The sequence below is a fragment of the Streptomyces sp. NPDC021356 genome, assembly GCF_040641015.1.
In the GTDB taxonomy this organism is placed as follows: Bacteria; Actinomycetota; Actinomycetes; order Streptomycetales; family Streptomycetaceae; genus Streptomyces.
The window spans coordinates 167,437-191,381 of the sequence record NZ_JBFACU010000017.1; the positions used below are offsets into that span (position 1 = coordinate 167,437).

A 23,945-nucleotide genomic window follows, 5' to 3' on the forward strand; every position below is an offset into this window, starting at 1 on the left:
GACGCCCACCATGACCTGGCTGATCACCGGCGGCGCCGGCTACATCGGAGCGCACGTCGTCCGCGCGATGACCGAAGCGGGCGAGCAGGCCGTCGTGTACGACGACCTGTCCACGGGCATCGCAGAGCGCGTCCCGGACGGGGTCCCCCTGGTGGTGGGCTCCACCCTGGACGGGGAGCGGGTGGCCCGGACCCTCACCGAGCACGGGATCACCGGCGTCATCCACCTCGCGGCGAAGAAGCAGGTCGGCGAGTCGGTGGAGCTGCCCCTGCAGTACTACCGGGAGAACGTGGAGGGCCTGCGCGTCCTGCTGGAGGCCGTGACGGCGGCCGGGGTGGGCGCCTTCGTGTTCTCCTCCTCGGCGGCCGTCTACGGCATGCCGGACGTGGACCTGGTCACCGAGGAGACGCCGTGCGCGCCCATGTCGCCGTACGGGGAGACGAAGCTGGCGGGTGAGTGGCTGGTCCGCGCGACGGGCCGGGCCACGGGCCTGTCCACGGCCTCCCTGCGCTACTTCAACGTGGCGGGCGCGGCGGCCCCGGAACTCGCCGACACCGGCGTGTACAACATCGTCCCCATGGTCTTCGAGAAGCTGACGGAGAACGCGCCGCCCCGCATCTTCGGCGACGACTACGCCACCCCCGACGGCACCTGCATCCGCGACTACATCCACGTGGTGGACCTCGCGGAGGCCCACGTGGCCACGGCCCGCGCGCTGCGCGCCGCCCCCGGCCTCGACCTGACGCTGAACATCGGCCGCGGGGAGGGCGTCTCGGTGCGCGAGATGATCGACACGATCAACTCCGTCACCGGCCACCACCGCGTGCCGACGGTCACCCCGCGCCGCCCCGGCGACCCGGCCCGCGTCGTCGCCTCCGCCGACCGCATCACCGCGGAACTCGGCTGGAAGGCCAAGCACGACGTCCACGACATGATCACCTCAGCCTGGGCAGGCTGGCTCCACCACCACCCGGAGGCGGCCCGCGCCTGAGGGCCCGCGGGCCCGGGCCCGCCCGCGCCTGCCTCTGCGGGGGCCGCGTGGGCCGGGCAGCCGGGCGCGCCGTGGGCGCGTGACGCAGGCGCGAGGCGCGTCCCGGGCACGCCGGGCGCGCCTTGGCCCGTGAACCGACGGAGCGCGCCGCAGACGGACCGGGCACGCCTTGAGCGGCGCGCCCCGGCGCCGCACGCGCCGGAGCCGGACTTGACGGCCTTGAGCGCCGGACGTGCCGTGGAAACGCACCCGACGCTCGCTCCGGACACGCCGTGGGCGCCCTGAGGGCGGGTCCGAGCGCGGTACTCACCTTGGCAGCACGCGACGCGCCTGAAACGGCACACCCAGCGCGGGTGCGCGCCCGATCCGGGCCAGGCGTGCAGGCGCACCCGGACCCAGTCCAGGCCCGGTCGGCCCCGGGCACGCCTTGAGCGGCGCCCCGGCGCCGCGTACCCCGCGTCGGATCGGGGGTGCTCGCCGGCCTCGCTGTCACAGGGACTTGAGTGCCTCCGCCGTGCCGTGTGCCAGAGCGCCCAGGTAGCCCTTGGGGAGCTTGGGGCTGCGGATGACGACCGCGCGCCAGTACAGGGGGCCGGAGATCAGGTCGAGGGCCAGGTCGCGGTCGAGGCCGGGGCTGATCTCGCCGCGTTCCCCCGCCGCCGCGAGGATGCTGCTGGCGACCCCCTCCTGGCCGTCGCGCAGGGCCTTCTGCACGGCCTCGGCGAGATCGGGGTTGCGCGCCGCCTCGGCCTGGAGGTCGGGCAGGATCTGCGAGGCCACGGGGTGGCGCAGGGCGCGGGAGGTCACCTCGTACAGCAGGCGCAGGTCCGTCTCCAGGGAACCGGTGTCCGGCGCGGGCAGCCCCTGCACGGCGAGCGCGGAGACGACGTCGAGCACCAGGTGCAGCTTGGAGCGCCAGCGCCGGTACACCGCGGTCTTGCCCACGCCCGCGCGCCGCGCGATGCCCTCGATGGACATGCGCGCGTAGCCGACGGCCGCCAGCTCGCCGAAGACGGCGGCCCGGATCGCCTCCGTCACGTCCTCCCGCAGCACGGCCGCCCCGGCGGGGGCGCGGCGCGGACGCGTCTGGGGTTCGCCGGCGTTCGTCGTCATGCGCTCCAGCATAGGCCGTTACGACGAAACGGTTGCGTTGCGACGTCACTTGGGCCTACGCTCACGTTGCGACGATACGGTCCCGTTCCGACGTAAGAGAACGTGAAGAGAACCGTAAGGAAACGGGCGGTGGACATGGAGCCGGCGCCCGCGCCCCCTTCCCCCGAGCGAAAGCAGCGGATGTGAGCCAGGTCCTCCACACACCGCCCCCCGCCCCGGCCCAGGCCGAGGACGACCTGGGGGCGCTCGCCGCCCGACACGGCCTGTCCGTCAGCGGCGCCCGCCCCACCCTGCCCGCGTACGTGCGCGAGCTGTGGGCGCGACGTCACTTCATCACGGCCTTCGCCACGGCCAAGCTCACCGCCCAGTACAGCCAGGCGAAGCTCGGCCAAGTCTGGCAGGTCGCCACACCCCTGCTGAACGCCGCGGTGTACTACTTCATCTTCGGCGTCCTGCTCGGCACCAGCCGGGGCGTCTCGGACTACATCCCGTTCCTGGTCACCGGCGTGTTCATCTGGACGTTCACGCAGAGTTCGATCATGGCGGGCACCCGGGCCATCTCCGGCAACCTGGGCCTCGTGCGGGCCCTGCACTTCCCGCGGGCCGCGCTGCCCATCTCCTTCGCGCTCCAGCAGCTCCAGCAGCTGCTGTTCTCGATGGCCGCCCTCGTGGTGATCCTGCTCTGCTTCGGCGTGCTGCCCGCCGCGTCCTGGGCGCTGGCCGTGCCGGTGCTGGTGCTCCAGTTCGTCTTCAACGCGGGCGTGTCGATGGTCGTGGCCCGGATGGGCGCGAAGACCCCGGACATCGCCCAGCTCATGCCGTTCCTGCTGCGCACCTGGATGTACGTCTCCGGTGTCATGTGGAGCATCGACGCGACCCTCAAGCACAGCAGCGTCCCGCACTTCGTCAAGACGCTGCTGGAGATCAACCCGGCGGCCGTCTACATCGACCTGATGCGCTTCGCGCTCATCGACAGCTTCAAGGCCCACCAGCTCCCGCACCACGTGTGGGCGTACGCCGTGGGCTGGGCGCTGCTCGCCGGGGTCGGCGGCTTCGTCTACTTCTGGAAGGCCGAGGAGAGGTACGGACGTGGCTGAGCGCACCAGCGAGAAGATCCCCACCGTCGTCGCCGACGAGGTCGACATCGTCTACCGGGTGCACGGCACGGGCGCCGGCCGCGGCTCGGCGACCGCCGCGCTCAACCGCATCCTGCGCCCCGGCAAGGCCGAGAAGGCCGCGGGCGTACGCCGGGTGCACGCGGTGAAGAAGGTCTCGTTCGTCGCCTACAAGGGCGAGGCGATCGGCCTCATCGGCACCAACGGCTCCGGCAAGTCCACCCTGCTCAAGGCGATCGCGGGCCTGCTGCCGGTGGAGAACGGCAAGATCTACACCGACGGCCAGCCCTCCCTGCTCGGCGTCAACGCCGCCCTCATGAACGACCTCACCGGCGAGCGCAACGTCCACCTCGGCGGCCTGGCCATGGGCATGTCCCGGGAGCAGGTGAGGGAGCGCTACCAGGAGATCGTCGACTTCTCCGGCATCAACGAGAAGGGCGACTTCATCACGCTGCCCATGCGGACGTACTCCTCCGGCATGGCGGCCCGGCTGCGGTTCTCCATCGCCGCCGCCAAGGACCACGACGTCCTCCTCATCGACGAGGCCCTGGCCACCGGCGACCGCAAGTTCCAGAAGCGCTCCGAGGAACGCATCCGCGAGCTGCGCAAGCAGGCCGGCACGGTCTTCCTGGTCAGCCACAACAACAACTCGATCCGCGACACCTGCGAACGGGTGCTGTGGCTGGAACGCGGAGTGCTGCGCATGGACGGCCCCACCGACGAGGTCCTGAAGGCCTACGAGGCCTTCACCAGCGGCAAGTCCTGAGGTCCCGCGCCCGGGCTCACGGCACCACGGCGTACAGCACCTGCCCGCCCGGTCCGTGGGCCACGGGCCGCAGGCCGGGATCCCGCCGGGGCTCCCGGCCGTCGACCACCCAGCGCACGCGGTACATCCGCAGGATGTCCCGGCGCGCGCCCCGCGGGGTGCTCCGCGCGAAGTAGCGCTGCACGGCATGCTCCCGCCGTGCCTCGTCCGGCAGGAAGAACTCCGGGTAGCCGGGAACGACGGTGTAGGCGCCGTAAGCCGGGATCAGCCGGGACGGCACGTCCCGGGCCATGACCACGTCGCCGTACCTCACGTACGGCGTGATCCAGTGGTACCCGGCCCACGGCTCCGTGTAGTGCACGGCGAGCGCGGCCGGCAGCGCGGCCCGCCCCACGACGTAGCCGAGGACCCCCGCCTGCGTCCACGCGCCCAGGGCCAGCGCACCCGCCAGCGCCCACGCCCACCCGGTGCGCACCGCCCGCCGGCCCCGGCCCAGCACCTCCAGCACCACGGCGAGCTGGGCCGGCACGAGCGCGGCGGGCAGCGCCCGGCCCCAGGAGTAGTGGCCGCTGACGAAACCCGCCGTGCACACCAGCGCGCCCAGCGCGAAGAAGAGCGCCAGTGGATCCCAGCGGTCGCGCCGCCACCGCACCGCCAGCGCGGCCACACCGAGCAGCGCCAGCCAGTACCGGCCCGCGAAGTCCGTGTACAGCGCCCGGTGCACGCCCTCCAGGTCCCGCCCGGCCGAGAACAGCGCGAAGAAGTCGTAGTACGGCCACAGCCACAGCACCAGCAGCCCCAGCCCGGCCGAGGCGGCGATCCGGGGCCACTGGGCGCGCGGGGGCCGGGCGGCGATCACCGTGGCCAGCGCGCCCAGGGTGGCGACGATCCCCGTGAACTGGTGGCAGAGCAGGATGACCGCCCACAGCGCCCCGAGCCCGAGCCACACCTCCCACCCGGCCGGCGCGCGCAGGGCCCGGGTGAGCCACGCCCAGTGGTGGAAGGCCAGACCGAGGGCCAGCACGCTGGGGTAGGAGACGGTCAGCGCGAGGGAGTTGAGCGAGACGAAGCCGCTCCAGTTGATGAGTGCGGTGCCCCACAGCAGCACCAGGCTCAGGACGGCCAGGGCGGGCGCGGCCGGGTGCGCGCTCAGCGTCCGTACGTACCGGCGCACGCCCGTGGCCAGCAGCGCCAGCCCGGCGCACGCGGCCAGGCGCAGCACGACGAAGACGGACCAGCCGCTCCACCGGGCGACGCAGCCCAGCAGCAGCATCCACGGCGAGTAGTAAGGGCTCGGGGTGTCCGCGTCGACGAGCGGGTTGCCGGGGTGCAGCAGGCTGTGGCGCAGGCGTTCGACGGTGGCCGCGTGCATGCCGAGGTCACCGGCCCACGGCAGCCGGACGATCACCAGGAGCAGCAGGACGACGAGGAGCGCGGCGGCCGTCCGGGGAGCGGCGGAACGTTTCACGAAGACCGGCGGCCGCGGCGCCGCCCTCCCGGCGGGGCGCGCCTCGGGCGGCGCGGCGCGCATCATCGCGCTGAAATTCCCGACGGCAGGCCCTTCACCGTATTTCCGCCGCCCGCACCGCGCATTCCGAATGCGGGCCGGCCGGCGCAGAACAGGCCGCTTTCCCTGGGGGCGGCCGTGACACGTACGAGCGCGGATGCGGGAGCGGGCGCGGCCGGACGGTCCCCGGCGAGGTGCACAGTCACGCGCGCCACTTTATCCGAATGATCTCGAATAACAGGAAAAGGTAAATTTACCGTGCGTCGTTTCCTAAACATCGACAAGAAATGAGGAGGAGGGCGCCCCGGGCCTTTGGCGGCCCAGAACGCCCTCCTTCGCTGCGCCGTGCGCTACGAGTGCGTGCGCAGCAGCGTCCGCATCGTCCGCATGGCCACCGACAGGTTGGCCAGGTCGAACGCGTCCGAACCGCGGATCTCCTCCAGCGTGGTGCGGGCCCGGGAGAGGATCGCCGCGTTCTTCTGCTCCCACACCTCGAAACGCTGCTCAGGCGTGGAGGTGCCGTTGCCCACGGCGAGGACGTCCGCGGTCAGGGCCGCGTGCGCCGCGTACAGGTCCTCGCGGATCGCCGCGCGCGCCATGGACTGCCAGCGGTCGGCGCGCGGCAGCTCGATGATGCGGTCCATCAGCTGGGTGATGGCGAGGCGGTCGGCCAGGTCGTAGTACACCTCGGCGACGTCCATCGGGTCCTTGCCCATGCGGTCGGCCACCGAGACGATGTCGAGCGCCGGGAAGGCCGAGGAGAACCCGGCCACGCGCGTGGCCAGTTCGTCCGGGACACCGGCCTCGGACAGCTCGTCGTAGACCTGCTGGTACCACTCCAGGTCCGCGCCCTTGAGCAGCTTGGGCAGCTGGGCCCACACCTGCTCGACCCGCTCGGAGAAGAACTCCACCGTCTCGCCGAGCTGGAGCGGCTGCGGCCGGTTGTTCAGCAGCCAGCGCGTGCCGCGCTCGACCAGGCGGCGCGAGTGCAGCCGGATCCGGGTCTGGACGTCGGCCTCGACCGTGTTGTCCAGCGCCTCCACCGCGTCCCACACCGGGGCCGAGCGGAAGATCGCGCGGGCCACGGTCTGCGCCCGGACGATCTCCTCCAGCGACGCCCCGGTCTCCTCCCGCAGCCGGTGCAGGTAGGTGGTGCCGCCGGTGTTGACCGTGTCGTTGACCAGGACGGTCGTGGTGATCTCGCGGTTCAGCGGGTGGTTGTCGATCTGCTCCCCGAACTGCTGGCGCAGCTGGGTCGGGAAGTAGGTGTGCAGCAGCCCGCGCAGGTACGGGTCGTCCGGCAGCGAGGTGTGCAGCAGCTCCTCGGCAACCGTGATCTTCGTGTACGCCAGCAGGACGGCCGTCTCGGGTCCGGTCAGGCCGTGTCCCGCGTTGAGCCGCTCCCGGATCTGGCGGTCGGTGGGCAGGAACTCCAGCGCCCGGTCCAGGTGCCCCTCGCGCACCAGGTGCTTCATGAAGCGCTGCTGGGCGTGGACCATGTCCTTGGACTGGGCGAGGGCGTTGGCGATCGCCGTGTTCTGCGCGTAGTTGTTGCGCAGCACCAGCGCGCCGACCTCGTCCGTCATCTGGGCGAGCAGCTTGTTGCGCTGCTTGACGGTCATGTCGCCGTCCGTGACCAGCCCGTTGAGCAGGACCTTGATGTTCACCTCGTGGTCGGAGGTGTCCACGCCCGCGCTGTTGTCGATGGCGTCGGTGTTGACCCGGCCGCCGGCCTGCGCGAACTCGATCCGGCCCAGCTGGGTGCAGCCCAGGTTGCCGCCCTCGCCGACGACGCGGACCCGCAGGTCCCGGCCGTCGACGCGGATGGCGTCGTTGGCCTTGTCGCCGACGTCGCCGTTCGACTCGGTGGACGCCTTGACGTACGTGCCGATGCCGCCGTTCCACAGCAGGTCCACCGGGGCCTGGAGGATGGCCCGCATCAGGTCGGCCGGGGTCAGCTTGGTGACACCGGACTCGATGCCCAGGGCCTCGCGGATGTGCGCGTTGACCGGGATGGACTTCAGGTTGCGCGGGAAGATCCCGCCGCCCGCCGACAGCAGGTCGGTGTCGTAGTCGGCCCAGCTGGAGCGCGGCAGGTCGAACAGGCGGCGCCGCTCGGCGTAGCCGGTGGCCGCGTCCGGGTTCGGGTCGATGAAGATGTGCCGGTGGTCGAAGGCGGCGACCAGCCGGATGTGCTCGCTGAGCAGCATGCCGTTGCCGAACACGTCGCCGGACATGTCGCCGATGCCGACGACCGTGAAGTCCTGCGACTGGGTGTCGACGTCCAGCTCGCGGAAGTGCCGCTTGACCGACTCCCAGGCGCCGCGGGCGGTGATGCCCATGCCCTTGTGGTCGTAGCCCGCGGAGCCGCCGGAGGCGAACGCGTCGCCGAGCCAGAAGTCGTACGACTCGGCGACCTCGTTGGCGATGTCCGAGAACGTCGCCGTGCCCTTGTCGGCGGCGACCACGAGGTAGGTGTCGTCGCCGTCGTGGCGGACCACGTCCCGCGGCGGTACGACCTCGCCCGCGACCATGTTGTCGGTGATGTCGAGCAGCGCCGAGATGAACGTCTTGTAGCTGGCGATGCCCTCGGCCAGCCAGGCGTCCCGGTCCACGCCCGGGTCGGGCAGCTGCTTGGCGACGAAGCCGCCCTTGGCGCCGACCGGCACGATGACCGTGTTCTTCACCATCTGGGCCTTGACCAGGCCCAGGATCTCGGTACGGAAGTCCTCACGCCGGTCGGACCAGCGCAGGCCGCCCCGGGCGACCTTGCCGAAGCGCAGGTGCACGCCCTCCACACGCGGCGAGTACACCCAGATCTCGTACGCCGGGCGCGGCGCCGGCAGGTCGGGGATGGCCTGCGGGTCGAACTTCATGGAGACGTAGTCGTGCGGCCGGCCGGCCGCGGCCTCCTGGAAGAAGTTGGTGCGCAGGGTCGCCTTGACGACCGTGAGGAAGGAGCGCAGGATCCGGTCCTCGTCCAGCGAGGCCACCTGGTCCAGGGCCGCGTCCACCTCTTCGAGCAGGGCGTCGACCAGTTCGTGGCCGGCGCGCTGGCGCTCGGGCGCCATCCGCGCCTCGAACAGGGAGACGAGCAGGCGGGTGGTGTGGACGTTGTTGCGGAGGGTGTCCTCCATGTAGTCCTGGCTGAAGGTGGAGCCCGCCTGGCGCAGGTACTTGGCGTAGGCGCGCAGCACCATGGCCTGGCGCCAGCCCAGCCCGGCGCTCAGCACCAGCGCGTTGAACCCGTCGTTCTCCGCCTTGCCGGTCCAGGCGGCGGCGAAGGCGTCCTGGAACCGCTCACGGGCGTCGTCGGCGAGGTAGTCACCGCTGCCGGTGACCGCCTTGGGCATGCGCAGGCCGAAGTCGTAGATCCACGCCGTCGTACGGTCCGCGCAGCGCAGCTCGTAGGGCCGCTCGTCGGTGACCTCCACGCCGAGCCGGCTGAGCACCGGCAGCACCTGCGAGAGGGAGACCGAGCCGCCCTTCTGGTAGATCTTGAAACGTCGCTCCTCGGGGGCCGCGCCCACCGGCTCGTACAGGCTGAGCGCGAACTTCTTGTCCTCGTCGAGCTGCTCCAGGTTGACCAGGTCGGCGACCGCGGCGCGCGGGGTGTGGTCGGCCTTGTAGCCCTCGGGGAACGCGGCGGCGTAGTGGCGCAGCAGCTCGGCGGCGCGCTCCTCGCCCAGTTCGGCGGTGAGCGCCTCGGAGAAGGCGTCGGCCCAGGAACGGGCGGCCTCCACCAGGCGGGCCTCGATGCGCTCCTTGTCGGCGTCGGACAGCTCGGGCAGCTCGGTGCCCTGCGGTACGCGGACGACGAAGTGCAGCCGGGAGAGGATCGATTCGGTGTTCCAGGCCGTGAAGTCGACGCTGGTGCCGCCCAGCTCCTCCTTCAGGATGTCGATGATCCGCAGGCGCACACCCGTGGTGTAGCGGTCGCGCGGCAGGTAGACGAGCGCCGAGTAGTAGCGGCCGTACTCGTCCTGGCGCAGGTACAGGCGCAGCCGGCGGCGCTCCTGGAGGTACAGCACCGAGGTGGCGATCGCCTGCAGCTCGGCGGCCGGGGTCTGGAACAGCTCGTCGCGCGGGTAGGTCTCCAGGATCTGGGTCAGGTCGCGCCCGTCGTGGCTGTTGGGCGAGAACCCGGCGAGGGCCAGCACCTCCTCGACCTTGCGGCGCACGACCGGGACCCGGCGCACCGACTCGGTGTACGCGGCGGACGAGAACAGGCCGAGGAAGCGGCGCTCGCCGACCACCTCGCCCTTGTCGTTGAACTTCTTGACGCCGATGTAGTCCAGGTACGACGGCCGGTGCACGGTGGCCCGGCTGTTCGCCTTGGTCAGCACGAGCAGCTTGTGCTCGCGGGCCTTGGCGCGGGCGTCGGCGGGCAGCCGCTCGAAGGACGGGCTGACCGGGTGGGCGTCCTCTCCGGCGTGCTGCGGGTCCGATCGCAGTATGCCGAGACCGGTACCGGGGACGGCGGCCAGCGTGTCGTCGTCCCGCAGCTGGTACTCGCGGTAGCCGAGGAAGGTGAAGTGGTCGGAGGAGAGCCAGCGCAGGAGCTCGCGCGCCTCCTCGACCTGCGGCCCGGGCAGGTCGGCGGGGACCGGCTCGCCGGGCAGGCTCTCGGCGATGCGGGAGGCCGCGTCGCGCATCTTCTCCCAGTCCTCCACGGCCTCGCGGACGTCGGAGAGCACGCGCAGCAGGTCGGCGGTGATCTGCTTGAGGTCGGACCGGTCGGTCTCGCGGTCGACCTCGACGTGGATCCAGGACTCGACGTGCGCGTCGTGCGGCAGCGCCGCACCGGCCGGCGCGGCGGGCAGCACTTCCAGGAGCTTGCCGGTCAGGTCGCGGCGGACGACGAACTGCGGGTGGACCACGACGTGGATGCCGCGGCCCTGCCGGGTCAGCTCGTTGGTGACCGAGTCCACGAGGAAGGGCATGTCGTCGGTGACGACCTCGACGACGGAGTGGCTGCAGGTCCAGCCGTTCTCCTCGACGGTCGGGGTGTGCACCCGTACGTTGGCCGTGCCCTGTGGGCGGTTCTCGGCCAGCCGGTAGTGCGAGAAGGCGGCTCCGAAGACGTCGACCGGGTCACGGTCGGCAAGGTCCTCCGGGGCGGTGTGCAGGTAGTAGCGCTGGAGGAAGGCGAGTACGGAGTCCCGGTCCGGGGTTCCCTCGCCCGCCATTCCGGCGGGGAGGTGCCCCCCGGCCGGACTGTTCTCAGCTACCCGAACGGCCCTTTCGAGCAACTCGGCCTTGGCTTCGTCCAGCTTGGTCTGCATTGTCCTCTGGCTCCTGTCGCGCGCCGTTGCGTGACGTTGAAGGAAGTACGGTCTCCGCCCTTTCGGCGTGACGTCCCGGTCCGGGGTGTCCGGCCCTTACCGACGCTATGCCGTGAGGTGAGAGGAGCGGGGGGATATCGGCCATCTTCGACGCATCCGAGGGGTGTGACACTGCTCTCGGTGGCGCCGCCGGGAACCGGCCCGGCATCCAGAAGGACCTGGGGGTCGCGGCGACCCCGTCCCGCCCGCGAGGACCAGCGACCGCCGCCCGGTCACGGATGTGGTCCGTGCTCACCGGGCGCAGAGCGGAGGCGAGAGCGCCCCCGCGAACTATCGCGCTGATCACGCCACCAGGCTATCGCTCTTCACGGGTGCCCCGTCATGAGCCGTATGTGTACAAAACCGGGGGTGGAACTTTGACGTTCTGCACAGGGGCACGGAGGCCTGGCGGCTGTCACACGACCGGGGCGAGGTCCCGAGGCGTCCGGCGGCTGCCACGGGGGTCGGGGCGAGGCCCGGGCTGTCCGGCCGCCACCGCACGGCGACGGCGAGGCTGCCGGAGGCGCTGGTGGCAGCCACGGAGGTCGGAGCGAGGTCAGGGTCGTCCGGCCGCCACCGCACGGCGACGGCGAGGCTGTCAGGGGGCGCTGGCGACTGTCACGCGCCGAGGGCGACGTCCCGGGCTGCCCGGCGGCTGTCACGCGACACGGGCAAGGCCCGGGGCAGCTGGCGGCTGTCACCCGGCAACGGGGACGGCGCCACGGCTGTCACACGGCCCTGCAGGCCCCCTGCAGGCCGGCCTGCCCTGCCGCGTCACGCGGCCCGGCGCCGCCAAGAGCCCGCCGGCGACCGCGTCACGCCGCCGTCGCGAGGCGCTGCGCCTCGGTGACCGCGTCCCGGAGCGTGTCCACCACCGGAGCGCCGGCCCCCTCCAGACTGTCCCGGCTGTGCGACCCCCCGGTGTACAGCACCGCACGCGCCCCAGCGTGCCGCGCGGCCAGCGCGTCGTCGGCCGCGTCGCCTATCACCACCGTGCGCGCGGGGTCGACCGTCTCGGCCAGCGCGCCCAGGTGCCGCACCATGTGCTCGGCCTTGCTGCCGCCGGAGGGCCCCCTGCGCCCGTCGACGCGCAGGAAGTGCGTCTCTATCCCGAACCCCCGCACCAGCGGGACCAGCTCCTCGTGGCCGTACATGCTGAGGATCGACTGGCTGTGCCCGGCCGACGTCCATCCCGTCAGCAGTTCCACCGCGCCCTCGGTGAGCCCGCAGCGATTCCGGTGCACGCTGTAGTGCCGGTGGAAGGCGTCGTCCATCAGCCGCCACTCGGCGTCCGTGGGCAGCCGCCCCATCAGCCGCTCGTAGAACTTCGGCACCGGTACGCAGTACAGCGCGCGGTACCGCTCCAGCGTGATCGGCTCCATGCCGAGTTCGGCGAAGGCCGCGTTCGTCGCGCCGATGATCGCGTCGTTGTCGTGGAACAGCGTGCCGTTCCAGTCCCAGACGATGTGCGCACCTGACTGCATCCCCATACCGGAGAACCTACCCGCCGCCACTGACAACCGGACCGGGTCAGGAACCGCCGTCGCCCGGCCCGACCAGGTTCGGGATCTCCTGCGTGGCGAACCACAGCAGCTCGTGGTCCTCGGCGCCGTCGACGACGAACTGCGCGTCGTCGTCGCCGGTGTCCGCCGCCCCCAGCGCCTGCGCCGCCGCCGTCACGTCCGCCTCCGCGTCGTCCGCGTCGATGTGCACCGCCGCCGCGTCGGCCAGCGGGACGGCCCCGCTCACCCGGACCTCGCCGAGCGCGGCGGGGTCCAGGCCCCGGTCCGGGTCGCCGCTCACCGCGCCGTCGGGGACGTCCACGGCCACCACGGTCCGGCGGCGCGGTGCGCCCGGGTCCATGGCCAGCAGCCGCAGCGAGGCAAGGGCGGCCCGGCTGAGCGCGGCGTACTCCAGTTCCTCCAGGTCGTCGGAGAGGTACCACTCGCGCAGCGCGGGTGTGACGGCGTAGGCGACGAGCGGCTGTGCCGGTGCCCCCAGCTCCCCCGCCGCGTAGGCCTCGGCGAGCCCGGGGAGGGTCAGGGGGACGTAGACGCGCATGGCTGGCCGCTTTCGTGGTCGGAGGGCTCCGCGGGGCGCCGGAAGACCCTGGAGAGGCCACCCGGACGGCCTTCAGGATACGTGCGGGGGTCCCCTTTCGTGTCCCCGGCCGCGCCTGCCCACGCGTCCACCGCACGCCCCTCGGTTCACCCGGTGCACCCCTGTTCCGCCCCGGAATTCCAGGGGCGCGACCTTCCGGTGTCACCCGGATAGGTGAATCCCGTCGGCCACCGACCCGGACGGGACCTTCCTTGCCTCCGCCGAACCGCGTCCCGTACAAGATCCCCAGCAGGAAGTTACTGCTCGGTACAGCGGGCCCGCACGACCGGCGGCCCGCACGTCCACGGCGCACGCCAGACCACACCGAGAACGGGGACGCATGAACAAGGTCATGACCAGGGCGCAGCGCCGCCCCGGCACTCGCCCGCCCGGCCGCCGCGACGCCCGCCGCCCCGGCGGCGCCCCGCCGCGCACGCCGGGCGGAAGCCCGGCCCGCACCGCGAACGACGGCCGTCCGCCCGGCTCCCCCCGGGGTAGCGGGCCCGCCCGCACCGGCCCCGCGGACAACCGCCCGCCCACCGCGCCGGGCCACCCCCGCGCGACGGCCTCCGTCCCGCACGGCACCGAAGAACTGGGCGGCATCGGGGGCCGACGTGCCATCGGAGGCCGGGGCGGCATCGAGGGCCCGGGTGGCGTCCAGGGCCGGAGCGGCAGCATCGACGGCCCGGGGGACATCCAGAGCCGGAGTGGCATCGAGGGTCCTGGCGCCGCTCAGCGCACCGCCTCGGCCGTCGCCACCGCCTCGGCCGTCGCCACCGCCTCGGCCGTCGCCGCCACTCCCGCCACCGCTTCCGTCACCCCTCCGGCCGTCACCGACCCAGCCACCACCGACCTCTTCGCCGACCGGCTCCTCGCCGTGCTGAGCGGCCAGCGGCCCGTCCACTGGATGCTCCGGCACACCGCGGGCCAGGCCTACGACGAACTGGTCCGCCTCGCCGAACGAGGCCCCCTGCGGGCCCGCGGCGCCCGGCCCGTGGTCCGCGACATCGGCTACTACGAGCCCCACCCCGGCGCCCTGGAGGTCTTCGCCCGCATCGGCGCCGGCCGCCAACTGCGTGCCATGGCCTTCCGCCTCGAACGGGGCCGGGACCGCCGCTGGCGCTGCACCGCGGTGGAGCTGGGCCTCCCCCGCGGCTCCGGCCTCAGGGAGGAGTGAGAGAGCCCGGCCCCGGGGCCACCCAGCGGCCTGCCCGGCCCTCCGCGCACAGAATCCGGCCTCCGCGCGCGGGACCCGGGGCCAGGACCGCCCAGCCCCTCCTCAAGGGCCTCGGCGGAGCCCCTGGGCGGGGCATGCCGAAGGGCCGGGCACCAGCCGGGACGCTGTTGGTTAATCCCGGCCTTCGCGCGACGTCGGCTCCCAAGACCTTGTTGTGGTCTTGGGAGCCGACGTTGTCGTACGGGGAGGGTGTCGATGTCGATGCAGCCGCGGGAGCCGGGGGAGATCCCGGTGGAGACGGTGCGGGTGGCGCGGGCGGCTTTCCCGAAGAGCAGTCTGGCGATCCGTGTCCGGGATGAGCTGGGGGTGCTGTTCACCGACGAGCAGTTCGCGGGGCTGTTCCCGGTGCGGGGGAAACGTGCCTGGTCGCCGGGGCGTCTGGCGATGGTGCTGGTGCTGCAGTTCGTTGAGGGATTGACCGACCGGCAGGCCGCTGAGGCGGTGCGGGCCCGGATCGACTGGAAGTTCGCGCTGGGGCTGGAGCTGGCCGATCCCGGCTTCGACTTCTCGGTGCTCTCGGAGTTCAGGGACCGTCTGGTCGGCGGGGACGCCGGGCGGACTGTGCTGGACGCGATCCTGGTCGCGGCTCAGGAACGGGGACTGGTCAAGGCTGGCGGGAAGGCACGGACCGACTCCACGCATGTGCTCTCCTCGGCACGCGAGCTGAACTGGCTGGAGCTGGTAGGCGAGACCTTCCGGGCGGCGCTGAACACGGTGGCCCGCGCGGAGCCGGAGTGGCTGAAGGAACATGCTGTGCCGGACTGGTTCAAGCACTACGCGACCCGGATCGAGGACTCCCGCTTCCCCAAAGCCCACACCAAGCGCGTCGAGGTGGGCCGACGGATCGGGACGGACGGCATGCGTCTGCTGCGCATGGTCTGGGCAGACGACGCGCCACCAGGACTGCGGAAACTGCCGGAGGTCGGGATTCTGCGGCAGGTGTGGGTCCAGCACTTCCACCTGGTGGAGGGCGACGTGGAACGGCGGGACCCAAAAGACCGGCCGCCGGGCGCGAAGCGCCTGGTCACCCCGTATGACATCGACGACCCGTGGCAGCGTCAAACGCGACACGATGTGGGATGGCTACAAGGTCCATCTCACCGAGACGTGTGACTCCGATGCCGTGCACCTGGTCACGAACGTGACCACCACCGTCGCCACTGTCTCCGACGACCGGATGGCCGCCGTCGTCCATGCCGGCCTCGCCGAACGCGGCCTGCTGCCGGACGAGCACTGGGTTGACACCGGGTATGCCAACTCCAGTGCTCTGGCCGCTGCCCGCAGCGACCACGGCGTGGCCCTGCACGGACCACTGCCGCCGGTGACCGCCGTCTCCCAGGCCCGTGGTGAGGGCGCCTACGGACAGGACGCCCTCACCATCGACTGGGACAACCAGCATGTGACCTGCCCGAACGGGATCACCAGCACCCAATGGGCCTTGCGCCGTTCGGAAGAACAGCTCCCCGTGATCCGGGTCCGTTTCTCCCCTGCCCACTGCCGTATCTGCCCCAAGCTGCGGGACTGCGTGAGTTCCCCAAAAGCTCAGCGCCGGGAGATCAGCCTCCGGCCCCGCCACGAATACGAGGCCCTTCACCAGGCCCGGCAACTCCAGGAAACCGACGCGTGGAAGGACCGCTACAAGATCCGTGCCGGGGCCGAAGGGACCATCTCCCAAGGAGTACAAGCCTGTGACCTGCGCAGATCCCGCTACTGCGGCCTGCCAAAGACCAGCCTCCAGCATCAGCTCACCGGCGCCGCCGTCAACCTCATCCGCATCGACGCCTGGCTCGCCGACAAACCCCGAGCCCGCACCCGAACCAGCCACCTGGCAGCGCTCCGCCCCGCCGCATAACGACGGGGCGAAGCAACAAGGCCCGAATTAGCCAACAGCGTCCCAGCAGGCGCCCGGCCCTTCGTCCGGCTCCGGCTCACGCGGAGCCGGTGTCACTTCTTGCGGCGGCGGCCGCTCTTCGCCTGCTTGCGGCGCTCCGCGCGCGTGAGGCCGTCGGACTCGGACCGCACCGGCTCGTCGTCGCTGGCGAACTCGCCCTCGACGACACCGCCCTCCCCGTCCACGGTCGGCGCCGAGAAGTGCAGGTCACGCCGCTGCGGCGCGTCCAGGCCCTTCGCGCGGATCTCCGGACGCGCACCCGCCTGCGCGGGCACCGCGTCCTGCGGCGCCTTCTCCAGGGACGGCGCCTCTTCCTCGACGGGGACCTCCTCGACCTGCTGCTCGACCTGGACCTCCAGGTTGAACAGGTAGCCGACGGACTCCTCCTTGATGCCGTCCATCATCGCGGAGAACATGTCGAAGCCCTCACGCTGGTACTCGACCAGCGGGTCCTTCTGCGCCATCGCGCGCAGGCCGATGCCCTCCTGGAGGTAGTCCATCTCGTAGAGGTGCTCGCGCCACTTGCGGTCGAGCACGGAGAGGACCACCCGGCGCTCCAGCTCACGCATGATCTCGGAGCCGAGCTGCGTCTCACGCGCCTCGTACTGCTCGCGGATGTCGTCCTTGATGGAGTCGCCGATGAACTCGGCGGTCAGCCCCGCGCGGTCTCCGGCCGCCTCCTCCAGCTCCTCGACGGTGACCTTCACCGGGTAGAGCTGCTTGAAGGCGCCCCACAGCCGGTCGAGGTCCCAGTCCTCCGGGAAGCCCTCGGCGGTCTCCGCCTGGACGTAGGCGTCGATGGTGTCGTCCATGAAGTGCTGCACCTGCTCGTGCAGGTCCTCGCCCTCCAGGACGCGGCGGCGCTCGCCGTAGATGACCTCGCGCTGGCGGTTGAGGACCTCGTCGTACTTCAGGACGTTCTTACGGGTCTCGAAGTTCTGCTGCTCGACCTGCGACTGGGCGGAGGCGATCGCGCGGGTGACCATCTTGTTCTCGATGGGCACGTCGTCCGGGACGTTGGCCATGGACATCACGCGCTCGACCATCTGGGCCTTGAACAGGCGCATCAGGTCGTCGCCCAGCGAGAGGTAGAAGCGGGACTCGCCCGGGTCGCCCTGACGGCCGCTGCGGCCGCGCAGCTGGTTGTCGATCCGGCGCGACTCGTGCCGCTCGGTGCCCAGCACGTAGAGGCCGCCGAGCTTCTCGACCTCGTCCTTCTCCGCCTTGACGGCCTGCTCGGCCTTCTCCAGGGCGGTGGGCAGGGCCGCCGCCCACTCCTCGATGTGCTCCTCGGGGTCGAGGCCGCGCTGGCGCAGCTCCGCCTCGGCGAGGTCCTCGGGGTTGCCGCCGAGCTTGATGTCCGTACCACGGCCGGCCATGTTCGTCGCGACCGTCACGGCGCCCTTGCGGCCGGCCTGGGCGACGATCGACGCCTCACGCTCGTGGTGCTTGGCGTTGAGCACCTCGTGCTGGATGCCGCGCTTGCTGAGCTGCTGCGAGAGGTACTCGGACTTCTCGACCGAGGTGGTGCCGACCAGGATCGGCTGGCCCTTCTCGTGCTTCTCCGCGATGTCGTCGACGACCGCCTCGAACTTGGCGATCTCGGTGCGGTAGATCAGGTCCGACTGGTCCATGCGGACCATCGGCCTGTTGGTCGGGATCGGGACCACGCCGAGCTTGTAGATCTGGTGGAACTCGGCGGCCTCGGTCATCGCCGTACCGGTCATGCCGGAGAGCTTGTTGTAGAGGCGGAAGAAGTTCTGCAGGGTGATCGTGGCGAGCGTCTGGTTCTCGTCCTTGATGTCCACCCCTTCCTTCGCCTCGATCGCCTGGTGCATGCCCTCGTTGTAGCGGCGGCCGGCGAGGATACGGCCGGTGTGCTCGTCGACGATCATGACCTCGCCGTCGATGACGACGTAGTCCTTGTCCTTCTTGAACAGTTCCTTCGCCTTGATGGCGTTGTTCAGGTAACCGACGAGCGGGGTGTTCACCGACTCGTAGAGGTTGTCGATGCCCAGCCAGTCCTCGACCTTGGAGACACCGGCCTCGTGGATGGCGACCGTGCGCTTCTTCTCGTCGACGTCGTAGTCGCCGGTCTCCTCCAGACCCTTGAGCGGGTTGCCCGCCTCGCCCTTCTTCAGGCGGGTGACCAGCTTGGCGAAGTCGCCGTACCACTTGGTGGCCTGGTCGGCCGGGCCGGAGATGATCAGCGGTGTGCGGGCCTCGTCGACGAGGATGGAGTCGACCTCGTCGACGATGGCGAAGTTGTGGCCGCGCTGTACCAGTTCGTCCTTCGACCAGGCCATGTTGTCGCGCAGGTAGTCGAAGCCGAACTCGTTGTTCGTGCCGTAGGTGATGTCGCAGGCGTACTGCTCGCGGCGCTGGGCCGGCGTCATGTTGGCGAGGATGCAGCCGACGTCCAGGCCCAGGAACTTGTGGACGCGGCCCATCATCTCGGAGTCGCGCTCGGCCAGGTAGTCGTTGACCGTGACGATGTGGACGCCGTCTCCGGAGAGGGCGTTGAGATAGGCGGGCAGGGTGCCGACGAGCGTCTTGCCCTCACCGGTCTTCATCTCGGCGACATACCCCATGTGCAGGGCGGCGCCGCCCATCATCTGCACGTCGTAGTGCCGCTGGCCCAGGACGCGCTTGGCCGCCTCGCGAACGGTGGCGAACGCCTCGGGCAGCAGGTCGTCCAGGCTCTCGCCATCGGCGTACCGCTGCTTGTACTCATCGGTGAGGGCCCGCAGCTCGGCGTCGGAGAGGTCGACGAAGTCCTCTTCGATGGAGTTGACCTGGCCCGCGATGCGGTGCAGCTTGCGCAGGATCTTGCCTTCGCCTGCACGCATGATCTTCGAGAGGACGGACACGGGGGTTGGTCTCCTTGCCGGTCGGGCCTGGGACGGTCGGGGTTCCATTTGACTTGACTGAGCAACGGCCATCGTATGCGAGGACCCCGCCCAGCCGGGAGTGCCTGCCGCGAGGGCACTCCTCGCACTGCGCTTCGCGTCGCCTTCAAAGGGGACAACGGACGGGGGGCGCGGATGGTGCCGCGTTCTCCCCGGGAATTGCGCGAATCGTGACCGCACGCTCACGCACGGGGAAACACCATGGCGTCGCGCGCGGTCTTTGAGCAGAATCGGCCGATGGAACCCGTGACGCTCACCACCGGCCGCCTCGTCCTGCGCACCCTCGGCCCGAAGGACACCGACGCCGTGTACGCCGCCGCGCAGGACCCCGACATCCAGCGCTGGACCACGATTCCCTCTCCCTATCTGTACGAGCACGCGCGCGGCTTCACCGAGCAGATGGTGCCCGACGGCTGGGCCGACGGCTCGATGTTCACCTTCGGGCTCTTCCTCCCCGAACCCTCGGACGATCTCGTGGGCGTGCTGGGGATCACCCGGCGCTCCCCGAGCGAGGCCGAGATCGGCTTCTGGGGCACCAAGGAGCACCGCGGCCACGGCTACGTCACCGAGGCGTCCCGTGCCGTGGCCCGCTGGGCCTTCACCCAGCTCGCCGTGGACCGGCTGGAGTGGCGGGCCGAGGTCGGCAACACGGCCTCCCGCGCGGTGGCCGAACGTGCGGGGTTCACCGTCGAGGGCACCCTGCGCTCGGCGCTCGACAACAAGGGCGTACGACGGGACTGCTGGGTGGGCTCCCTGCTCCCCTCGGACCTGGAACTGGCCTCGACGGCGCCCTACCTGCCCGCCCGGTCCTCCTAGGCCCTGCCGGTCCACCGGCGAACGCCCAGGTCAAACCCGGCTGTCAGTGCCGGCCCCTATCGTGCGGACCATGACGACCGTCCCGCGTCCCACCGTCGCCCTCTCGGCGGACGAAGCCCGCCGTATCGCCCTGCGCGCCCAGGGTCTCCTCGGCGCCCCCGACCGGAAATCCGGCGTGCGGGGCGTCCTGCGCCACCTCGGCGCGGTCCAGCTGGACACCATCTCGGTCCTCGCCCGCTCGCACGAACTCATCCCCTACGCCCGGCTCGGCGCCGTCGACCGCCAGAGCGTCGAGCAGGCCTACTGGAGCGGCACGCACGCCTTCGAATACTGGTCGCACGCCGCCTGCGTCCTGCCCATCGAGGAGTGGCCCCACTTCGCCTTCCGCCGCCGCGCCTACCGCGACCGCCCGCACTGGAACCACCAGCTCCCCGACGGCACCTACGACCAGGTGATCAAACAGCTGGCCGAGGAAGGCCCGCTGACGGCGACGGAACTGGGCGGCGCCAAACGCACCAGCGAGTGGTGGGACTGGTCCGGGACCAAGGTCGCCGTCGAGCGCGCCCTGATGTACGGGGAAGTGGTCTGCGTCGAGCGCCGCGGCTGGAAGCGGGTGTACGACCTCGCCGAGCGCGCCGTCCCCCCGGCCCTGCTGCACGACGAACTCGACGACACCGAGTGCCTGCGCCGCCTGGTCCGGCTGGCCGGCCAGTCCCTCGGCGTGGGCACCCGTGCGGACATCGCCGACTACCACCGGCTCAAGAACGAGCAGGTCGAATCGGTGATCGACGACTCCGGTCTGGTCCCGGTCACGGTGGAGGGCTGGTCCAAACCGGCCTGGGCGGACCCGGCGGCCCTGGCGACGCCCCCGCGCGGACGCCACCGCACCACACTGCTGTCCCCCTTCGACTCCCTGATCTGGGACCGGGCGCGCACCGAGCGGATCTTCGGCTTCACCCACCGCCTGGAGGCCTACGTCCCCAAGCCGAAGCGGATCCACGGCTACTTCGCGATGCCGGTGCTGGCGGGCGGCCGACTGGTCGGGCGGGTGGACCCGGCCCGGCAGGGGGCCGCGCTGGTGGCCAGACAGGTCACCCTGGAGGGCCCCAAGGCGGTCACCGCGGTGGCCCAGGCACTGGTCGAGGCGGCGAGCTGGGTGGGCGCCACGCAGGTGCGCGTGGAGCGGGTCGACGCTCCGGACCTGCGCGAGCCCCTCACCCGGGAGGTGACCCGGGCGCTGACCGCCGCGCTGCGCTGAGCGCGTTCCAGCCGGTCCGCCGATAAGCCGGTTCAGCCCGCTCAGCGGATCTCGAGGATCTTCTCCCGCATCGCGTACACCACCGCCTCCATCCTGGAGTGCAGCTGCAGCTTCTCCAGGATGTTGCGGACGTGGTTCTTCACGGTGTTCTCGGAGATGAACAACTCCTTGGCGATGTCCCGGTTGTTCATCCCCGTCGCGACGAGCTTGAGGACTTCCAGTTCCCGGTCGGTCAGCCGGGGGGCGGGGACGAGGCGGCGTTCGTCGGTGCGCTGGATCATCGACTTGAACTCGGTGAGCAGCTTCGACGCCATGGAGGGGCTGATCTGCGACTGGCCGTCGGCCACCGCGCGGATGGCGGTGGACACCTCGTCCGTGGAGATCTCCTTGAGGAGGTAACCGGTCGCGCCCGCCTTGATCGCGTCGTAGAGGTCGGCCTCCTCGTCGCTGATCGTCAGCATGATGATCTTCGCGCTGGGGGCGACCTCCTTGATCGAGGTGCACGCCTCGATCCCGCCGCGCCGGGGCATCCGTACGTCCATCAGCACGATGTCGGGCAGCAGGTCGGCGGCCTTGTCCACGGCCTCGGCGCCGTCGCCCGCCTCGCCGACGACCTGGATGTCCTCCTCGGCGGCGAGCACGATCTCCAGGCCGCGGCGGAAGAGGGCGTGGTCGTCCACGACCAGGACTCTGATCGGCTCCACGCGGGAGGTGCCCGCGCCCGGGCCCATGCCGACGACGTCGCGGTCGGCGCCCACCTCCCGCATCGGTCCGAAGCTGTCCGTCATCGTTTTCCTCCCCCTGAGGCTGTGGCCGGGCATGCGGTGCCGTGGCCAACCCGAGGCAACAGCCCAGCCGTTGGGCCGTTGCGGCCATGATTCCATGTCCGGCCGCTACCGAGGTGACCAAGCGGTGCGCGAAGGGGTCGCACGCCGGTGCCCCTGGGGGCGCACCCGCGCACTCCAGGGGCACCGGCTCAGCCGACGGGCCTGGCGGGTCGTCAGCCGCCCAGGGTGCCGCCCGCCTCGGGGGAGCTCTCCTGGGCCACCATCGTGTCCGTCCTGAGGTGGATCACGCCGTAGTCGTAGGCGTGCCGCCGGTAGACGACGCTGGGTTCCTTGGTCTCGGAGTCGACGAACAGGTAGAAGTCGTGCCCGACCAGCTCCATCTCGTAGAGAGCCTGGTCGAGGGTCATCGGAGAGGCGACGTGGGTCTTCTCGCGGACGACGAGGGGACCGTCCCCCTGCACCTCCAGCGATCCGACCTTCTTCGTGGGCACCTGGCCCGCCGCTTCCTCCGCGGCGGTCAGCCCGTTGCCGTTCAGCGTGGCGGCGCCCGGGACGTGGTCGGCGACCTCCGCCGCGGGGATACGGCGGGCACCTCGGCGCGAGAAACGCTTGTCGTGCTGCTTGCGCAGCCGGGCCCCCAGCTTCTCCGCGGCGAGGTCGAGCGCCGCGTACGGATCGCTGGCCGCTGCCTCCGCCCGGATCACCGGACCGCGGGAGCGGAGCGTGATCTCCACTCGGTCGCAACGGTCGGCCTGCCTGGGGTTGGGCTCCTTGGACACCTCGACGTCGAGGCTCATCACCTTGCCGTCGAGCTTCTGGATCTTCTCCAGGTTCAGCTTCTCGGCCACGTGCTTGCGGAACCGCTCGGGCACCTCTGTCTTGCGGCCCTTGACGACGATGTCCACGCAGAACTCCGTTCCCGGATCGCTCCGCTTCGGCGGCGGAGCATCTCCCTTTCGCACCCGGTTCCGGTCGGGTCCGGAACCTCGGACTCGGTGACGTCCACCTCCCCTTCCCCGCGGGCGAGATCTCCACCCTGCCGGTACGGATGATTGCGAAAAACTCGCACACCCGCAGCACGGCATTCGGATATGAGGGGAACGGCCTGCGCCTTTCCCTCACCACCCGAACATATCTCGCTCGGCGGGACGGCGTCACCCTCTACCGCGGCGTACCTCCGTCCAGGTGAATTATCCCCGTCATTACCTGCAACGACCCCCGCCCACTGTCAGTTCCGGTTCATTTCGAAGGAATCCGGAGAAGCCGCCACGACGGCCGCACAGATCACGTCACCGGCGCCGCGGGCATCCGCCAATTCCGATGTGCTGTACACCGGGTTCCCCTCCTTCCGGCCTGATACCGGCTTCCGTTCCCCCATCCCTTCCCAGGCCCGCGCCGCGTACACGGCTGTCCGCACGGCACGTGCGGCCTCCATCAGCGAGGCACCCGTCGTCATCAGGTCGTCGACCAGCACGACGGCCCCCTCCCGCAGCAACCGCTCCCCGCCCGTGGCCACCTGGAGCGCACCGGCCAGGTTCTCCAGCCGCTGCCGGGAGCCCAGCGTCGACTGGTCGGCCACGACCCGCCGCTGACGCAGCACGGCCAGTGCCCGGGCCGGCAACCCCGACCGGCGCAGCTCACCGGCTGCCGCGCGCGCGATCCGCCGCACCGGATCGTGCCCCCTGGCCCGCACGGCACCGCGCGCCGACGGCACCGGCACCAGCAGCACCGGCCCGGTGGAACCCCCGGCCGCCTCCCGTGTCCCGGTCGCTGCCCGCACCCCCGCCCGCACGGCGCCCGCCAGGGCCGTGCCCAGCGGACCCGCGAGGGCCAGCGCGCCGCGCTCCTTGTGGGCGAGGAGGGCCGCCCTGACCTCGTCCGCGTACGGAGCCGCCGCGTGCACGGCCGGCAGGCCGGGCGGCTCCGGCACCGGACGCACCCGGCGCGGCGCGGCCCCGCCGAGGACGGCACGGCACCGGGGGCAGAGCATCGTGCGCGGCCTGCCGCAGCCTCCGCACTCGGCCGGCAGTACCAGGTCGGTGAGGTCCTGCCACCACCCGCGCATGGCTCCACTGTGCCCACCCCGCACCGGCCCCGCCACCCCTGTGGACAACGGACCGCGCCGCCCTG

At 71.4% G+C, this 23,945-nt stretch carries 15 protein-coding genes and 1 pseudogene; 7 read left to right on the forward strand and 9 right to left on the reverse strand.

Annotated features, from left to right (window positions below):
• The first annotated feature begins 10 nt into the window (after nucleotides 1-10).
• Nucleotides 11-991, forward strand: coding sequence for a UDP-glucose 4-epimerase GalE (gene galE / locus AB0G56_RS24055; protein ID WP_360972551.1), 981 nt, complete (start codon nucleotides 11-13; stop codon nucleotides 989-991).
• A 489-nt stretch (nucleotides 992-1,480) separates the two neighbouring features.
• On the opposite strand, the gene AB0G56_RS24060 is transcribed toward galE, so the two are convergent.
• Nucleotides 1,481-2,104, reverse strand: coding sequence for a TetR/AcrR family transcriptional regulator (locus AB0G56_RS24060; RefSeq protein WP_360972553.1), 624 nt, complete (start codon nucleotides 2,102-2,104; stop codon nucleotides 1,481-1,483).
• 182 nt (nucleotides 2,105-2,286) lie between these two features.
• Here AB0G56_RS24060 and AB0G56_RS24065 point away from each other — a divergent pair, with 182 nt between their 5' ends.
• Both AB0G56_RS24065 and AB0G56_RS24070 read left to right on the forward strand, forming a co-directional pair.
• Nucleotides 2,287-3,201 carry an ABC transporter permease gene (locus tag AB0G56_RS24065; protein ID WP_360972555.1) on the forward strand — a complete coding sequence of 305 codons (915 nt, stop codon included), beginning with the start codon at nucleotides 2,287-2,289 and terminating at the stop codon, nucleotides 3,199-3,201.
• Entirely contained in the window at nucleotides 3,194-3,985 is a 792-nt protein-coding gene (locus AB0G56_RS24070) for an ABC transporter ATP-binding protein (RefSeq protein WP_360972557.1), read from the forward strand. The genes AB0G56_RS24065 and AB0G56_RS24070 overlap by 8 nt, the downstream gene beginning before the upstream one ends.
• A 16-nt stretch (nucleotides 3,986-4,001) precedes the next feature.
• On the opposite strand, the gene AB0G56_RS24075 is transcribed toward AB0G56_RS24070, so the two are convergent.
• The 4 genes from AB0G56_RS24075 to AB0G56_RS24090 form a co-directional block, all read right to left on the reverse strand.
• Nucleotides 4,002-5,453: a hypothetical protein gene (locus AB0G56_RS24075; RefSeq protein WP_360972559.1), complete on the reverse strand. Its 1,452-nt coding sequence runs from the start codon at nucleotides 5,451-5,453 to the stop codon at nucleotides 4,002-4,004.
• A gap of 389 nt (nucleotides 5,454-5,842) precedes the next feature.
• Nucleotides 5,843-10,777: an NAD-glutamate dehydrogenase gene (locus tag AB0G56_RS24080; RefSeq protein ID WP_360972561.1), complete on the reverse strand. Its 4,935-nt coding sequence runs from the start codon at nucleotides 10,775-10,777 to the stop codon at nucleotides 5,843-5,845.
• 854 nt (nucleotides 10,778-11,631) lie between these two features.
• Entirely contained in the window at nucleotides 11,632-12,306 is a 675-nt protein-coding gene (locus tag AB0G56_RS24085; protein WP_360972563.1) for an HAD family hydrolase, read from the reverse strand.
• Between the two features lie 40 nt (nucleotides 12,307-12,346).
• On the reverse strand, nucleotides 12,347-12,877 hold the full coding sequence (locus tag AB0G56_RS24090; protein WP_360972565.1) for a hypothetical protein: 531 nt from the start codon (nucleotides 12,875-12,877) through the stop codon (nucleotides 12,347-12,349).
• 379 nt (nucleotides 12,878-13,256) lie between these two features.
• Between AB0G56_RS24090 and AB0G56_RS24095 the strand changes: the two genes are divergently transcribed.
• Entirely contained in the window at nucleotides 13,257-14,093 is an 837-nt protein-coding gene (locus AB0G56_RS24095) for an Rv3235 family protein (protein ID WP_360972567.1), read from the forward strand.
• A 255-nt stretch (nucleotides 14,094-14,348) separates the two neighbouring features.
• Nucleotides 14,349-16,005 (forward strand): annotated as a pseudogene (locus AB0G56_RS24100) (IS1182 family transposase).
• 92 nt (nucleotides 16,006-16,097) lie between these two features.
• On the opposite strand, the gene secA reads toward AB0G56_RS24100, so the two are convergent.
• Nucleotides 16,098-18,914 (reverse strand): preprotein translocase subunit SecA, encoded by a 2,817-nt coding sequence (gene secA / locus AB0G56_RS24105; RefSeq protein WP_360972569.1) that lies wholly within the window; start codon nucleotides 18,912-18,914, stop codon nucleotides 16,098-16,100.
• Nucleotides 18,915-19,190: 276 nt separating this feature from the next.
• Here secA and AB0G56_RS24110 point away from each other — a divergent pair, with 276 nt between their 5' ends.
• A complete protein-coding gene (locus tag AB0G56_RS24110; RefSeq protein ID WP_360972571.1) occupies nucleotides 19,191-19,769 on the forward strand; it encodes a GNAT family N-acetyltransferase in 579 nt (192 codons plus the stop codon).
• 70 nt (nucleotides 19,770-19,839) lie between these two features.
• Nucleotides 19,840-21,027 (forward strand): crosslink repair DNA glycosylase YcaQ family protein, encoded by a 1,188-nt coding sequence (locus AB0G56_RS24115; protein WP_360972573.1) that lies wholly within the window; start codon nucleotides 19,840-19,842, stop codon nucleotides 21,025-21,027.
• A 41-nt stretch (nucleotides 21,028-21,068) separates the two neighbouring features.
• Here the strand turns inward: AB0G56_RS24115 and AB0G56_RS24120 are convergent, their stop codons facing one another.
• From AB0G56_RS24120 to AB0G56_RS24130, 3 genes are all read right to left on the reverse strand, one after another.
• Nucleotides 21,069-21,815 carry a response regulator transcription factor gene (locus tag AB0G56_RS24120; protein WP_360972575.1) on the reverse strand — a complete coding sequence of 249 codons (747 nt, stop codon included), beginning with the start codon at nucleotides 21,813-21,815 and terminating at the stop codon, nucleotides 21,069-21,071.
• Between the two features lie 212 nt (nucleotides 21,816-22,027).
• On the reverse strand, nucleotides 22,028-22,720 hold the full coding sequence (gene raiA / locus AB0G56_RS24125) for a ribosome-associated translation inhibitor RaiA (protein ID WP_360972577.1): 693 nt from the start codon (nucleotides 22,718-22,720) through the stop codon (nucleotides 22,028-22,030).
• A gap of 323 nt (nucleotides 22,721-23,043) precedes the next feature.
• Nucleotides 23,044-23,880: a ComF family protein gene (locus tag AB0G56_RS24130; RefSeq protein WP_360972579.1), complete on the reverse strand. Its 837-nt coding sequence runs from the start codon at nucleotides 23,878-23,880 to the stop codon at nucleotides 23,044-23,046.
• Between the last annotated feature and the right edge of the window lie 65 nt (nucleotides 23,881-23,945).

Excerpts from the sequence above, each read along its gene's own strand:
- galE (WP_360972551.1), top strand. The coding sequence starts at position 11 with ATGACCTGGCTGATCACCGGCGGCGCCGGCTACATCGGAGCGCACGTC.
- AB0G56_RS24060 (WP_360972553.1), bottom strand. The coding sequence starts at position 2,104 with ATGACGACGAACGCCGGCGAACCCCAGACGCGTCCGCGCCGCGCCCCC.
- AB0G56_RS24080 (WP_360972561.1), bottom strand. The coding sequence starts at position 10,777 with ATGCAGACCAAGCTGGACGAAGCCAAGGCCGAGTTGCTCGAAAGGGCC.
- AB0G56_RS24085 (WP_360972563.1), bottom strand. The coding sequence starts at position 12,306 with ATGGGGATGCAGTCAGGTGCGCACATCGTCTGGGACTGGAACGGCACG.
- AB0G56_RS24090 (WP_360972565.1), bottom strand. The coding sequence starts at position 12,877 with ATGCGCGTCTACGTCCCCCTGACCCTCCCCGGGCTCGCCGAGGCCTAC.
- AB0G56_RS24095 (WP_360972567.1), top strand. The coding sequence starts at position 13,257 with ATGAACAAGGTCATGACCAGGGCGCAGCGCCGCCCCGGCACTCGCCCG.
- AB0G56_RS24110 (WP_360972571.1), top strand. The coding sequence starts at position 19,191 with ATGGAACCCGTGACGCTCACCACCGGCCGCCTCGTCCTGCGCACCCTC.
- AB0G56_RS24115 (WP_360972573.1), top strand. The coding sequence starts at position 19,840 with ATGACGACCGTCCCGCGTCCCACCGTCGCCCTCTCGGCGGACGAAGCC.
- AB0G56_RS24120 (WP_360972575.1), bottom strand. The coding sequence starts at position 21,815 with ATGACGGACAGCTTCGGACCGATGCGGGAGGTGGGCGCCGACCGCGAC.
- AB0G56_RS24130 (WP_360972579.1), bottom strand. The coding sequence starts at position 23,880 with ATGCGCGGGTGGTGGCAGGACCTCACCGACCTGGTACTGCCGGCCGAG.